Genomic DNA, 14523 nt, shown 5'->3' on the forward strand with positions numbered 1-14523 from the left:
ATTAGCGATTTTATTGGAAAGGGGCAAAGGTTCTAAGGAGCAAAGGGTTTTAATGAATTTTTACTTTTTTTGTAATTCTAAAGTTTTTAAAAATTAAAATCTTAGTGCTGAAATGATTTTCTGATATAAGTCATTTTTTCCAATCAGACTTATTACTGAATAGCCAATAAGAGCCAAACCAATAAAAATAAACAGAATCAAAATAACGCTGTTTGATTTTCTTTCTTTTATTACAAAATTTTCAGGACTTTTGGCGCTGTAAAGGATTGCGATTTTGGTGTTTATATTTTGCTGATAAGCTTCAAGTTTATCTAAATCAGATGATGCATGTATAAAAGGCTCTCCTCTAAAATTCTTTCCATCTGTAGTTTGGTATTCAATAGTAGGAGTTTTATGTCCTTCTTCATCTGATTTGTACGACACGATTTTTCCAATACTTTCGATTCCGTTTTTATGGATATTATCTAAGAAGATAAAACCCGCAATTGAATAAATTAAAAACAAAAACCCAAGTAATAATAAACAAATTAAGATATTATAAAAGCTTATAGCCACGAAAAGAATAAAGAAAATGGCAAAAAAAATGGGTACGTATTTTTTATTAAATAACATGTAATGGGTGTTTGGCTTAAACTTTAAAAATATCAATTCTTTTCATCCAAGGAATTTCCGATTCTAGAAATTGAAGCTTTGTTTTCACTACTTTATCGCTTTTATCCCTTGGGTTTTTAGTTACAAATCTAGCTTTCGAATTGTTAAAATCTAAAGTGTTTTTTGCATCAAAATCATCTTTTTTGTCGGAAGAAAAAGTAATAACATTATCTTTTAGGCTCCATTTTCCTTTTCCATATTTATTTTCTTCTGGTAGAGTTCCGCCTTGCATTTTTCTATACGAATGAAATAGAAATGTTCCGTCTTGATTTAAGGTTAGTTTATATTCAATTATATGTTTATCGTCAGAAAGAGAACGAGCGTAATCGCCCGAAAACTGATTAGATTGTGCTGATAAACTTATGCCAGAAATTAAAAGCAAAGTGATGATAAAGTGTTTCATTTAATTAAGTTTTTATGGTTTTAAAGTAAAATGTTTGATAGTGCATCTACAAGTATTTTTTTCTTTTATAAAAACACTTTAATTATTTATCATCGGATTCAAATTACTGTCTTTATTTCTTAAATCCAATCCACCTTCGTAAACCGATTTTAGATTAGTGAGATAAAAATGCCAACCGTTTGAACAGCCTAATCTAATATATTGTTTAGAAAAATCATCTGTTGGAATATTATGATGACGAAGTTCTATCAAAGTATAGCCATTATTTTCACTCAAATTGATATCAACCAGACAAGTTCCTTCAAAGGTAAATTGTAAATGATCTTTTCCGTTTGCCGAAATAATTTTTCCTTTCATAGCATCATCATATAAATACCAAAGCCATTCATATGTATTTCCTGCAGAAACGCTTTCGTCTTTACTTCTAAGTTTTTGGTCAGAATCGAAAAAAGTTACTTTCTCTAGAAACCATTTTTCTAATGCATTAGCTTTTGTCCAAGAATCGTAAATATCAGAAAGTTTAGCTTTTACAGCTATTTTTTTGGTGAAAGAAGTCCAGTCGAAGTTTTCCATCTTAGAGGTTTGATTTATTTTGTTTCAGTAGCTTTTAAATTCTGGAGATAAATTTTAAAGATTTAAAGATATTGATTTTTAATCAAATAGTAGTTTGTGATTTTATTTTTCATAAGAAAAAGTTTATATTTGTAGAATATTAGAATAATTACAATAATGGTAACCGCAAATTTTTATTTACTAAATAGCTGTTTGATGTGCTTAATGTACACCTTATTGTATTTGCATGACGATACTTTCTTAAAAAGCTCAAAAGAGTTTATTTCTTTTGCCCTGTCACAACTCTAGACAGGGATTCTCGCAATTATATTGCCTATTTATAAAATTTCCATTTTCGTTCGTGATGAAATAGCACTGAATTAGTCTGGGCTGCAATTATTCAGTACGGAGTTGTATTTCATTGTTTATGAAAATGAAGCAAATAAGAAAGTGATGTCACAAAATATTATTTTAACAACAGGAACATACGATTTAATTAAAGATCATGTAAGAAGAAAAAAAGTAACTGTACAAGAAGAAGAATTATTATTAAATCAATTAAAAAATGCTTCTCAAGTATTAAGAAAAAATCTGCCAGAAGATATCGTTTCGATAAACCGAAGAATCACTTATAAAGACCACGCAAATAACGAAGAGAAAACCATTCTTCTTGTTGGTCCTGAAAAAGCAAAAGTGAGTAAAAATAAAATTTCGGTTCTTTCTGATGAAGGAATTGCAATGATTGGTTACAAAGTAGGAGATCTTGTAGAATGGCCTGCTAAAAAAGGAAACCTAAAATTAGAGATTTTAAAAGTAGAAGAGGAAGTTTAATTATGGTTTCGTTTTCGATTTAAGTTAGTAGCATCCCGATAGAATTTTCTATCGGGATGTTTTTGTTTTTTGATGAAATATTTTTAGAATTTTTGTTTCAATCAAAAGAAATACTCAAACTAGAAACATTTTTTTAGCGGTTTGTTACACATAATTTTTTACGAATTGTGTAAAAGAGCAAACCTTTTTAGCTTCATTTGAGTGTATTAATTATAAATTTACAATAAGAATATTAGTATTAATTATTCGTGTAAAACTTCAATCCTCATCCCGCGCCAACGTTGCAATCGGCGGTTTTTTTATACTTCAGAAAAACAATAATAAATCATTGAAAAATATACTTTTTGTATAACTTTTTTTATGTTTTTTTAAAAATGAATAAGATTATACGTATAAAATTATATATCTTCGCCTCTCATTAACTGAATTATTATTAACCATTTAACAATTAAATTAAAAAAATGAGAAAGTTATTACTTACAAGTTTATTATTAGTTTTCGTAAGCGCGGCTTACATTAGTTGTACAAAAGAACAAGCATCAGAAACTGAAGTTTCAAAAACAGAAAACACTATTCCAATTTCTGATTATGGATTTTATCATAACGAAGCTTTAGAATTGTATTATAAAAATCATGGCAGTGTAAGTGGTAAGACAACAGCTGTAATAATCGAAGAGATGACTGCTGACTTAAAAGCTAAATATCCAGAAAAATTTAAAAATGTAAATATTGAAGAAATCAAACTTGCATTTAAAGATGTTGATCCTAAAAAGTTTGATATTAATTTATTTTGGAAATCTCAAAAACCAGGATTGTTAGCTTCGAATAAAATTTCAAGTAAAATGGGAGCTTTTGTTGATGATGTACTTAAAGATGATCTAAAATACGAACAGTATATTGCAAAAGCTAATGAATTTAACACAAATAGTTTGCTGACATCTGATGAAAAAGATGGTTTAGTAATTTTTACAAATGTTATAAAAAGTTCAAACGAATATTGGAGTTTGCAAATTAACCCAACAGGAAAAACAGCAAATAAACCAGGTTCTAAAGTAATTGTTGCAGATACATTAGGAGCTTTAATGTTTGCTTACAGCGGGCCAGGAGCAATTATTGCGGGTGGAATTAGTTCATTGTTTGTTAATGAAGCGTTGCCTCCAATGCAAGTTCCAGTTGATGAAATTGGTCCTTTAGATCCAGATGTACCAGCAAATCCAGATCCAATATTTATTGGAGAGTAAACTCTAAGTATATTTAATAAAAAATCCCAAAAAGAAAATCTCTTTTTGGGATTTTTTTTGTTATTCGTTATTTATGATTATAATTTTCTGATGAACATGAATGCGTCTTATTTACTTGATCTCATTGCTTTCACTTTTTTTATTTTGTCATCAGTCAAGTAATTTTGATATTCATTTGTTTCCAATCCGTACAAAGCTATTTTTCCATTATTGTCATTGTGAATTCCAAACCCATAGGTTTTTGTGAGAGGCGAGGCGCGAAGACAGGCTTGCCCTTTTGAGAAAAATTGTTCTTTTGCTTTTTTGTATTCACTTTCTGCTAGATCATTTCGAACAGCAAATACCAGAAACAGAATATCATCAGAAGAGTATTTGTATGGATTTTTGGCTATTAATTCGTATTGCATTTCTGCAACCGTTTTTTTGTCTTTGCTTGGTGGTTTTATTCCACGATCTGCTTTGGTATCTTCAGCAGCTTCTATAAAAGTGTCGAAATAGTTTGTGGTGTGTACTTTCATTTCTTTGTAAGTTTTTTTTAAATATTATTCCCAACGTTCCTACATGAAACTAATATTTTTTACTTTAAGACCTGTTTTCATCGCTTTTATTAGTTTCTCATTGCGTTTATCTGCTCTCGCATTCTGTAAAGAAATAACAGCCCAAATTGCTGCTGGAATCCAGCCAATCAGAGTGATTTGCAAAATGAGACAAATAATCGAAGTTAATATTTTTCCTCTCAAAAAGAAAGAAACAAACGGAAAGAAAATGGCAATTAAGGTCATCATTTGGAGTTGTTTTTTTTGGTTTGGACTAAAGTAAACTCTGTTTTTGGGTTTATATATTTGTATGCATTTTATTTTTAATGTTACATTTCCTTTTCAATACTATTTCTTCCTGCTGACACGGTTTGCAAATGAAGACTATCGGGTTAAGATTATTATTTGTCTTTTTTTGTTGCTATATAAATGATATAACTGAAACTTAAAACATAAGTCATAAAGCTTATTAATGAAATTGCTGTATTGTTCATTCCTGAGGTAACTATATTTGTTCCGATTCCTATAATAAAAAGGAGAATAGCAAGTAGAATTTTTGTTGAATTTCGCATGAATTGTAATTAAATTTGGTGGAGTATCACGTTAGCGCAGATTTGGAATCCGTGCCCGCAAAGATTGGTTTATTTTTGAAGATTTTTATTATGTCTTATTGTTGCGGGCACGGGTTGTAAATCCGCGCTATTTGGTATCGAAAAATTACTTATTCCAACCTAAATGATTGTCATTGAATTGAATAATTTTACCATTTTCTAAAACGATTTTCTTTTCAGTATCAATTGTTATTATACCTCTTGTTTTTTTGCTATGACAATTTGGACATAAAACCCAAAGATTATTAATCGTTTCTCCACCACCCTGTCCTTTATCGATAATATGATCAATCTCTATTATCCAAGATTTATTACCTTTATTATTAATATATCCACAACTAAAATTACAGATTTGACAGGTATTGTTTTCTAAAATAGCTATTCTGGTTTTTTGAGCTTTACTTTCTTTTCTATACTTTGTTTTCTTTTCACTTAAATAATACTGTTGAGTGTAATCTGAAAAATCTTCTGCTTGTTTTTTTATTTTTTCCAGATCAGTTGACTGTAAATCAATATTTATTAAATTCTCATCATACAATAAATAATCAGTAATTATAATTTCTTTTCTAGAGTTGTAAAGAATTATTTCAGTGTCAAATTTTATTCTAATGTGGTAATGTTTAATTTCATTTTTTAAATTATTGAATGAAAAATCTGCAGTTTTAATATATTCATTTAGGATTTTTACTGGTAATTTTATAATGCCTTCATAACCAAGAGTGAAACAAAAGAAATCTACATTCTGTTCTTTAGAAGTTTTGATTGATTTTGGGGTAATTCCAAACCAATAACTTATTCCGTCTTCATATAGTTTTGAAAATTTAATTAAAAAACTTTCATTGTCTTTTGTTGAATAAATTTTTATTGATTTTTTATTGTAAATCAAATTACAATTACCAATTAATTCTAATGAATTATCAATGCTTAAATATCCCATTTATGTTCTTTTTTATATTTTCCGTTAACGGGGATTTTGTGAATAATAAATTAAAATTCTGAAAAAATATAATTACCAATGTAAGATATAAAATCGTTTTGGTATTCAATATATTTTGTAAAAGTTTTATTTTCTACAAATCTTTTTTCTGATTGTTCTTTGCAAAGCTGTGCTAATGTCTCCATTAATTTGTCGTATTTTTCTACAAATTCGTCCTTTAAAAATAGATCAGAGAATAGATATTTAACGTGGAGGAAGTTTTCAAGCTCACCTAAAATAATAATCCAAACAATTACTTTGCTTTGATCTTTTTCTTCCTTTTCTTTTATCGAGTTTGTCAATATCATTTGTTCCATTTTAGTTTTTGGACTATGCAAAGATAATTTGTCAGCTTCGTAAATATATAAATTGGTTTTCTTTATAAGACTTTCTAAAGCATTTTGTCTCATTTGGTTAATTGTGATTCTTTTTTGCATTTCTATCGCCTCTTCGGCTTTTTGACTTTCACTCTTTGAAATTATGTAAGTTAAAAAAATTAGAGAAACTGTAGATAATAGTGTAAAAAGAGGATTTAGAATTCCTCCAATAAAATCACCAAATTCATTTTGCTTGAATTCAGACTCTTCATTAATATTGTCTATGTAATATAGTTTTAGCCCATAAGTTATGGCAAAATAAATAATTAATAATGTAACACTTGATATCAAAATTATGGTAATAATTCTAGTTCTATTATTCATATTTTTAGTTTTAAAAGATCTTAAGACTATAGTTAATTATATCACTATCTTAGTTTAATTTATTTAATGATTAATTCTATTTTTAAAACAAACATCGTTTTTAATTTAAATTAATCCCCAAGTAAAAACACCTGATTTTATTTAAATTGATTTATATCAAAAATAAATCCCTTTAATTGAATGCTTTTACAGAAATCCATAAGGTTAATTAAAGACCGAGCGCCCTAGCCCTGATAGCAGCGGCATCCTTTTTAGGCAAACGAAAAAGATCTTATTAAAATCGTAAAATTTCTGCTTAAAAAGATATAGCGGATAGCAGGATTAGCTCCAAAAAATCATTATAATTCCACTAAATATCCTCCTCAAAAAACACAAAAACACAAGACTAGAATAATCAATAAATATTTCGTAATTTTGCCGTCCAAATAAAAGGAATTAGAAAATGTTAGATAGACTTCAATATGTAAAGCAGCGTTTTGATGAGATTTCGGATTTGATTATTCAGCCGGATGTTATTTCTGATCAAAAACGATATAAGCTACTCAACCAAGAATATAAAAGCATTAAAGCTTTGGTTGATAAAAGAGAAGAATACATTCTTGTTTTAGCCAATATTGACGAAGCAAACGAAATTATTGCTGACGGTAGCGATGCCGATATGGTGGAAATGGCTAAAATGCAGTTGGATGAAGCAAAAGAACGTTTGCCAGAATTGGAGGATGAAATCAAATTTATGTTGATTCCTAAAGATCCTGAAGATGCTAAAAACGTTATGGTGGAGATTCGCGCGGGAACGGGTGGAGATGAAGCGAGTATTTTTGCAGGTGACTTATTCAGAATGTATACAAAATATTGCGAAAGCATGGGGTGGAGAACTTCTGTTGTAGATATGAATGAAGGTACTTCGGGTGGTTTCAAAGAGGTTATTTTTGAAGTTACTGGAGAAGATGTTTACGGAACTTTGAAGTTTGAAGCTGGTGTACACCGTGTACAACGTGTTCCGCAAACTGAAACGCAAGGTCGTGTACATACGTCGGCGGCTACGGTTATGGTTTTGCCAGAAGCGGAGGAGTTTGATGTTCAGGTTGATATGAACGATGTTCGTGTGGATTTCTTCTGTTCGTCTGGACCTGGTGGACAGTCGGTAAATACAACGAAATCGGCTGTACGTTTAACGCACATTCCAACTGGATTGGTAGCGCAATGTCAGGACGAGAAATCGCAACATAAGAATAAAGATAAAGCTTTAATGGTATTACGTTCTCGATTGTACGAAATGGAATTAGCCAAAAAGCAAGAGGAAGATGCTAAAAAACGTAGTTCTCAGGTAAGTTCTGGAGACCGTTCGGCAAAAATCCGTACGTATAACTATGCGCAAGGTCGCGTAACTGATCACCGTGTTGGTTTAACGCTTTACGATTTAGGAAATATCATGAATGGTGATATTCAGAAAATTGTTGCCGAGTTACAATTGGTAAACAATATGGAGAAATTGAAAGAAGCTTCGGAAGTTTACTAAACGTAAACTTCTTGGGTTCAAAGGTACATAGGTACAAAGGTTCAGAGGTTTTCTGGATTTGATATAATTAAAGCCGAACTTTGTTCGGCTTTTTTGTTTTTAGAAAACAAAGTAAGAAAGTATTTGCAGGTTTGTAACGATTAAAAAAAATGTACAAAAAGTATATAAACCTCTGAGCCTTTGTACCTCTGAACCTTTATACCTTTTCAAAAAAAACTTAACGAATTCATAATTCGTTAAGTTTTTTTTTGACTTTTTTTACCTCATATTTGCTGGACCAAAAATAACCAACATTAAAATTAATCTATGAAGAAAACTTTACTTTTATTATGCTTCTTTGGAAGCTTTTTTTATGCGCGATCGCAATCGTATTTCGGATTTAGAGATGACAATTATGCGGGAATTCAGTCGGCAATTTTTAATCCGTCTGCTATTGCAGCTTCAAAGTACAGCGCCGATGTTACTCTTTTTTCTGCGAGCGGAACAGGTCAGAATGATTTGTACAGTGTGAATTTTGCCAGCATTTTAGACGGCAGTTACGATTTTGACACCGAAGCTAATAAAAACTTTAAATCGAACAATAGAGGAAACTTTAATATCGATGTTTTAGGACCGTCTGTTATGTTCAATATTACGCCTGTGCATAGTATGGCGATTTTTACTCGCGTGCGTAGCATTACCAATATCGTAGATGTAAACGGACAGCTTGTAGATGAGGTAAATAAGGATACGGATTTTTCTAACAGCTTTATGATTCAAGGCGGAAATCCGAATGGTGTTACCAATTCTTGGGCAGAAATCGGAGCAAGTTATGCAACAGTTTTGCTAGATCGCGACGATAATTTTATAAAAGGAGGAATTACCGTAAAATACTTAATGGCAGGAGTAAACGGTTACCTTAACGGAAATGACATCAGCGTAGCATTCAACAGAAATAATGCTAATCCGCAACAAAGTGAATATTATTCTACGGGAACTTTAAGAACAGCTGCAAGTTACGATTATGATAATGGCGAAGATCCGAAATTCGATGCTGGTTCTGCTGGCGTAGGAGTTGATTTGGGTTTTACTTATGAATATCAAACTAATTGCCATACTTGTATTGGAAATAGATATAAGTTTAAATTAGCAGCTTCTATTACCGATATCGGAAAATTGAATTATAAAAATGTTGTAGAGAATACTTATAACTTAAACGGAAGAGTAACGCAAGATGATATAGAAAGTGCCGATAATATTTTTGAATTCTTCAACGCAAATTATACTAAAGTTTCGTCGAGAAAAGGAATTCAGGCAAATCTTCCAACGGCTTTGCATACTAACTTTGATTGGAATATCAACCAGAAATTTTACTTGAATTTAAGCACTGATTTTAGTTTAGTTGATGCTAAAAAAGTAAACGGAACTGCAATTGCCAATTCGGTAAGTTTTACGCCAAGATACGAAACAAGACAATTTAGTTTCTATGTTCCCGTAACTTACATGCAATATAGCGGAACGCAAATTGGAGCAGGTTTTAGAGCTGGACCTTTATTTGTGGGTTCTGGAACTCTTTTTACTAATTTGTTTTCAAACTCTTCTAAAGGATGCAATATTTACGCAGGTTTGAAAATTCCGATTTATCAAAATTATAATTAAGAAGGGACAAAGAAACAAAGGTTCAAAGTTGCAGAGGTTTTCACCTTTGTTCCTTTGAACCTTTGAGACTTTGTCCCTAAAAAAAAGAGCAAAATATACCAAAGGTAAATTTTGCTCTTTTTAAAAATATAGTGAAGGTCTTATCTTCATTAACCGCTTTCCCCAAGAAGCGTATAATGAAAGTTAGATACCTAGAAATACTCTCGTATATTCAAAACATTTATATAGATTAGAGTAAACGTATACACCATTTTTTAATACTATTTCGCTTAACTTTTCCATAATACTTAAATATTAAGTTAGACAATTACTCTTTAGACGTTTAATATTGTGATTCTTCGTCTTCTTCTTCAGAAGCTTGATTTGAAGATTCGTTTTGTGGTTTAGAAACCAGATTAGTTACAATCAATTGGACAACAGATCCTAGAATGCCTTTAAACATAGAATCTCCTTTTCCGACAATAAATCTTTTAGCCAGATATCCGATTCCGATGCTAATAGCAGATTGTGCCAAATGACTTTTGAAACCTACCGTTTCATTAATTTCTTCAACCGTATTTCGAATTAGATTTATCGGTTTTAGATTTTCTTTAATCTCGTCAACATGATTTTTGATGGCGCACCATTCTGTATCTTGACGAACTTCTAATTCTTGAATTTTTTGATTTAATTGATCAATATTGTAAATGGCTTCCATAAATTAGTCTTTTAAAATTATCAATAAATTAAACCTTTTAGTTTTTAGTTTCTTTTAGTATACTCGAAATGATAGTATTACCAATTGGAGTCTTAATTATTTTATGATGTGATTTTACCACTATTATGGCAACTAACAGATAAAAAAGTGCCATAATAAAAAATCCATAATAATATTCTCCCAGTTCTTTCCCAATCCATAAACTGATTCCGATATTTAAAAACAAGGTAAAAAATGCAACAACAATACCGATTGCAATCTTAGATGCCAACGATGATACACCATCGGCCACTGAACATACAGTTTTCAGTTTTAATAATTCTAAACTTGTTTTTGCGTAGTTTTCAGCTTTTTCGTAAAGATTTAAATCTTCGTTTGTTGTTGCATTTGGTTCCATGATATAGGGTTTTATGGTTTGAAAATTTCACTAATTAATTCTGAGATTAATAGAATTAATTCTGAGATTAATAGTTTGATTTTACTGTTTTAACATCATCTTTCAAGGTGTTGTAATCCTCTTTCACTTGGTTTAATTTAGATTTTCCTTCTTCAAGAATTTCTTTACCGTTTGAAGTGATAGTGTTTACTACGTTATCAAATTTTGTTTTAAGGTTATCTCCGTAATCTTTCGATTTATCTTTGATTTTTTTTCTAGTGTTAGAACCTTTGTCTGGTGCAAACAATACTCCAATAAATGCTCCCGCCGCTGCGGCTCCTAATATTCCTAAAATTGTGCTACTTGCTTTCATAATAATTGATTTAGTGATTAATATTTAATAAATTGTTGATTTAATATGTGATTTTTAAATTTCTCGACCTTTAATAAGTCTAAGAAGAATGGCAATAATGGCAATAACTAACAGTATATGGATAATGCTTCCGAAACTGTAAACAAAGAACCCTAAAGCCCAAAGTATTACCAGAATAACCGCGATTGTATATAATAAATTTGACATGGTTTTTATTTTACTGGTTAATAATTAATTCTTTTTTTAATTTAACTTATACGAAAGATATAATGTCAAATTGCTGTTTTTTGCGTCTGGAAATGTGTAAGTTGTTCCTAAAGTGGTTCTTTCTTTTCCAACAGTTGTTAAACCGTAATTGTAACGTACGCCAATACTAACTGGATCAAAATCAACTCCAACACCAGCTGCGATACCTGCATCAAATTTGGCAAGGTCATCTCTGTCAATATTTTGTTCGAATTCAATATCTCCGCTCCCAGTTACTTTAGAACTAACTAAATAAGAAGCATAACCACCCGCGTGAATGTTAAAGTTCTTAGTTACATTTACTCTAACTAACAATGGAACTTCAATATAATTCAATTTGAACTTTGCATCTCCATTAAATCCAGCACCGCTGTATTCTAGTTTTGCTCCTTTAGTAGTGAATAAAACCTCTGGCTGAATAGCTACAAAGTCAGAGATAGGAAGTGTAGCGTAAACCCCAGCATTAAATCCGTATAAGATATTGTTGTCATCTACGTCATCTCCGTTATTTACTAAGTTTGACATATTGAATCCTCCTTTTACCCCAAATTCGGTGTTTACATTATTGTCCTGTGCGTGCAGCATTCCAAACGAAGCTGATAAAAAAAGTGTTAAGGCGCATAAAAAATTGGCTTGTAATTTCATAGTTAAAAATTTAGTTAATAGATTGATAATAGGCGTTTATACATTTTGTTTTCTTAATCTTTCGGTTTCCCTTAAAAGTTTGTATTGTTCAGGCAGATATCGCAGTACTAATTCCAAGATTTTTTTATCATTTGTTTCTCTTGAAATAGATTCAAATAACTCAATCTGGTCGTCTAAAGCTTCTTTCGTGGCGTTTAAATAAATATCATTAAAATCATTTGTTTTTGCATCAGTTAGGTTGTACAGGTCTATTTTGTGCATGGCATTGATTTCCGTTATTACAATGAGCTTTCTATTGGCCATTCTTGTTATTTCATTTAGCAATTGCGTTTCTCTGAATTCGATTCTCTGACTTAATTGCTTTACGATAACGTCTGAACTTTTTTGTTGTGCAATTTGACTTTTAGAAATAATTCCTTTACTTAAATTCGCCGTCGAAATAAAAAAGAAAACTTCTGTTTTTTCTTTTTCATTAATTGCAAAAGATTGATTCTTTAAAGACTTTTCTATTGGATTTATTCTTTTGCAAGATGAGCTGCAAATGATTATCGCCGATAAGAAAAAGACTTTAAAAAAGATAGTCTTTAGATGGTGAATTTTGTTCATTATTACTTCATAAAGTATTACATTACAAAGATGCTAACGAATGCAAGAATTTACTTTACAGCATAAAAAAGAAACGTTATATAATTCCCATAATGGATTTATATAACGTTATTTATGTGTTTTTTTAATGAAGTTTAATCGGGTAGAAACACCGTAAATACTGAGCCTTCGCCCATAGTACTGTTGGCTATAATATGACCTTTATGATTCTCTACAATTTTTTTGCAGATAGCCAAACCAATTCCAGTTCCGGGATATTCTGTTTTAGAATGAAGACGCTGAAAAAGAATAAAAATGGTTTCTTTAAATTGCGGATCAAATCCCATTCCGTTATCGGTGAAAGTTATTTTATGGAATTTCTTTACAGATTGATCGACAATTTCTGGATAATCTGAAGAACTAACTTTTTCGCTAGAAATTGAAATTTCTGGTTCAACTCCAGGGCGACTATATTTTAATGAATTTCCAATTAAATTAATGAACAGCTGTTCGATCTGATATGGAATTACCGATAATTTTGGAAGCTTGTTTGATTTGATAACAGCCTTCTTGTCTTCAATTACTTCTGCTAATTCAGACTCAGCATTATCAAGAAGTTCGTTGAGATTTATTTTTATAAATTCCTTTTTAGTAGTGTTAGTTCGAGAAAATAAAAGCAAATCATCAATTAAGACACGCATTCTTTTAGCAGAAACCTCAATTTTTGTGATATAATTTTTACCGCTTTCAGACATAACTTCTTTATCTGCATCTGAAACTCGAGAAATGAAAGTTTGAATTTTTCTAAGAGGTTCCTGCAAATCGTGACTCGCAACATGATTGAAAGAAGCTAATTCTTTATTGCTTTTTTCTAATTCTTTGTTTCGTTCCTGAAGTTCGATATTTAGTAAATGTTCGTCAGTAATATCGAAATTGATTCCTAATAAAATTTTACTTCCTTGTTGATCTGTAACCAATTTTCCGGCAGTTTTAAAGTAACGAACCTCAAAATCTGGTCGCACAATTTTATAATATAAAAAAGGAACCTTTTTGTCTTCGATAATTTCGTCTATAGATTTTGCTACAGCGTCTTTATCGTCTGGATGCACATATTTTAAAAGTGTTTCTTTGCTCGGTACAAAAGAATTGGGTTCGAAACCTAATAATCTGAACTGATTGTCAGAATAGTCAATTTTATCGGCATCCAAATCCCATTGCCAAGTACTGAAATTACCAATACTTTCAGATTCGGCAATTAAACCAGAAGAAATTAAAAGTCTTTTGTTGAATACTTTTAGGCGTTCAAAATCACGGCTGATTTGTCTATAAGCCAATAAGATAAAACTTAAGGCAACCAGGAATAATGAAATCGAAAAAAGAGGACTTAAAGAAATTTCCGCATCATAAATTTTAAGTCTTTTTTTGAGATAGGTTTTTTCAATATCATTCATTTCATCTACCTTAAAACGAATGTTTTCCATCAAAATTCGACCACCAAACATGTGATTGTCTAATTTTCTTTTATCGTATGTTTTTGGATCGCTGTATTTTAAACAGTTTTCAAAAGAAACAAAACGAAGCGTAATGAGTTTGAAAAGTTTTTGAAGATTTTCCTGCTGCTGCGGATTATCAGCAGTTAATTTTTTTAAGGTAATAAAAGATGTATTTACTTTATCTCGAGAATAAATATAAGGAGTCAAAAAACGGGCGTTGCGAGTAATGATATATCCTCGCTGGCCCGTTTCTGCATCTTTTATAGCCGACATTAAGCGTTCGAGCTGAATGTTTATTTCATAAGTATGCATAACCAGTTTGCTCGATTCGTTCAAGTCCTGATTATGTTTGTAAGCAATTGAAGATAGAAATAACAGAATGAAAACTGCGATTACAAAAATAACTCTCAAAGAGTTTGAAGAATTAAAATTTGGTATCCATTTCATTG

18 protein-coding genes are annotated in these 14523 nt (G+C 30.7%); 4 read left to right on the plus strand and 14 right to left on the minus strand.

Features of this window, described 5'->3' with window-relative positions:
- Positions 1–93: 93 nt before the first annotated feature.
- From NYQ10_RS11120 to NYQ10_RS11130, 3 genes are all read right to left on the minus strand, one after another.
- Positions 94–612 carry a DUF3592 domain-containing protein gene (locus tag NYQ10_RS11120; protein WP_289880847.1) on the minus strand — a complete coding sequence of 173 codons (519 nt, stop codon included), beginning with the start codon at positions 610–612 and terminating at the stop codon, positions 94–96.
- A gap of 16 nt (positions 613–628) precedes the next feature.
- Positions 629–1054, minus strand: a complete 426-nt coding sequence (locus NYQ10_RS11125; RefSeq protein WP_289880849.1) for a hypothetical protein — start codon at positions 1052–1054, stop codon at positions 629–631.
- A gap of 78 nt (positions 1055–1132) precedes the next feature.
- Entirely contained in the window at positions 1133–1627 is a 495-nt protein-coding gene (locus NYQ10_RS11130) for an SRPBCC family protein (protein WP_289880851.1), read from the minus strand.
- Between the two features lie 432 nt (positions 1628–2059).
- Here NYQ10_RS11130 and NYQ10_RS11135 point away from each other — a divergent pair, with 432 nt between their 5' ends.
- Positions 2060–2437: a GreA/GreB family elongation factor gene (locus tag NYQ10_RS11135; protein ID WP_289880853.1), complete on the plus strand. Its 378-nt coding sequence runs from the start codon at positions 2060–2062 to the stop codon at positions 2435–2437.
- Between the two features lie 461 nt (positions 2438–2898).
- The gene (locus NYQ10_RS11140) at positions 2899–3678 is read left to right on the plus strand and encodes a hypothetical protein (protein WP_289880855.1); all 780 of its coding nucleotides are present in this window, start codon (positions 2899–2901) and stop codon (positions 3676–3678) included.
- 107 nt (positions 3679–3785) lie between these two features.
- Here the strand turns inward: NYQ10_RS11140 and NYQ10_RS11145 are convergent, their stop codons facing one another.
- The 4 genes from NYQ10_RS11145 to NYQ10_RS11160 all read right to left on the minus strand — a co-directional run bounded on the left by NYQ10_RS11145 (position 3786) and on the right by NYQ10_RS11160 (position 6502).
- A complete protein-coding gene (locus tag NYQ10_RS11145) occupies positions 3786–4196 on the minus strand; it encodes a DUF6157 family protein (protein ID WP_289880857.1) in 411 nt (136 codons plus the stop codon).
- A gap of 39 nt (positions 4197–4235) precedes the next feature.
- Positions 4236–4463, minus strand: a complete 228-nt coding sequence (locus NYQ10_RS11150; protein WP_289880860.1) for a YqaE/Pmp3 family membrane protein — start codon at positions 4461–4463, stop codon at positions 4236–4238.
- Between the two features lie 468 nt (positions 4464–4931).
- Positions 4932–5762 (minus strand): HNH endonuclease, encoded by an 831-nt coding sequence (locus tag NYQ10_RS11155; RefSeq protein ID WP_289880862.1) that lies wholly within the window; start codon positions 5760–5762, stop codon positions 4932–4934.
- Between the two features lie 50 nt (positions 5763–5812).
- Positions 5813–6502 carry a hypothetical protein gene (locus tag NYQ10_RS11160; RefSeq protein WP_289880864.1) on the minus strand — a complete coding sequence of 230 codons (690 nt, stop codon included), beginning with the start codon at positions 6500–6502 and terminating at the stop codon, positions 5813–5815.
- A gap of 442 nt (positions 6503–6944) precedes the next feature.
- Here NYQ10_RS11160 and prfA point away from each other — a divergent pair, with 442 nt between their 5' ends.
- Positions 6945–8021 (plus strand): peptide chain release factor 1, encoded by a 1077-nt coding sequence (prfA, locus tag NYQ10_RS11165; RefSeq protein ID WP_276174493.1) that lies wholly within the window; start codon positions 6945–6947, stop codon positions 8019–8021.
- Between the two features lie 306 nt (positions 8022–8327).
- Complete coding sequence (locus tag NYQ10_RS11170) at positions 8328–9659, plus strand: DUF5723 family protein (protein ID WP_289880866.1); 1332 nt, start codon at positions 8328–8330, stop codon at positions 9657–9659.
- Between the two features lie 322 nt (positions 9660–9981).
- Here NYQ10_RS11170 and NYQ10_RS11175 read toward each other — a convergent pair whose 3' ends face one another.
- The 7 genes from NYQ10_RS11175 to NYQ10_RS11205 all read right to left on the minus strand — a co-directional run bounded on the left by NYQ10_RS11175 (position 9982) and on the right by NYQ10_RS11205 (position 14521).
- Positions 9982–10356, minus strand: a complete 375-nt coding sequence (locus NYQ10_RS11175) for a hypothetical protein (RefSeq protein ID WP_289880867.1) — start codon at positions 10354–10356, stop codon at positions 9982–9984.
- A gap of 37 nt (positions 10357–10393) precedes the next feature.
- Complete coding sequence (locus tag NYQ10_RS11180) at positions 10394–10753, minus strand: hypothetical protein (RefSeq protein WP_289880869.1); 360 nt, start codon at positions 10751–10753, stop codon at positions 10394–10396.
- Positions 10754–10820: 67 nt separating this feature from the next.
- Positions 10821–11105 (minus strand): YtxH domain-containing protein, encoded by a 285-nt coding sequence (locus NYQ10_RS11185; RefSeq protein ID WP_289880871.1) that lies wholly within the window; start codon positions 11103–11105, stop codon positions 10821–10823.
- A gap of 54 nt (positions 11106–11159) precedes the next feature.
- Positions 11160–11312 carry a lmo0937 family membrane protein gene (locus tag NYQ10_RS11190; RefSeq protein ID WP_143102046.1) on the minus strand — a complete coding sequence of 51 codons (153 nt, stop codon included), beginning with the start codon at positions 11310–11312 and terminating at the stop codon, positions 11160–11162.
- A gap of 36 nt (positions 11313–11348) precedes the next feature.
- Complete coding sequence (locus NYQ10_RS11195; protein WP_289880874.1) at positions 11349–11996, minus strand: porin family protein; 648 nt, start codon at positions 11994–11996, stop codon at positions 11349–11351.
- A gap of 36 nt (positions 11997–12032) precedes the next feature.
- On the minus strand, positions 12033–12602 hold the full coding sequence (locus NYQ10_RS11200; protein WP_289880875.1) for a DUF4142 domain-containing protein: 570 nt from the start codon (positions 12600–12602) through the stop codon (positions 12033–12035).
- 134 nt (positions 12603–12736) lie between these two features.
- Positions 12737–14521 carry a sensor histidine kinase gene (locus tag NYQ10_RS11205; protein ID WP_289880877.1) on the minus strand — a complete coding sequence of 595 codons (1785 nt, stop codon included), beginning with the start codon at positions 14519–14521 and terminating at the stop codon, positions 12737–12739.
- Between the last annotated feature and the right edge of the window lie 2 nt (positions 14522–14523).

Origin of the sequence: Flavobacterium johnsoniae (assembly GCF_030388325.1) — a bacterium.
GTDB classification, from domain to species: Bacteria; Bacteroidota; Bacteroidia; order Flavobacteriales; family Flavobacteriaceae; genus Flavobacterium; species Flavobacterium johnsoniae_C.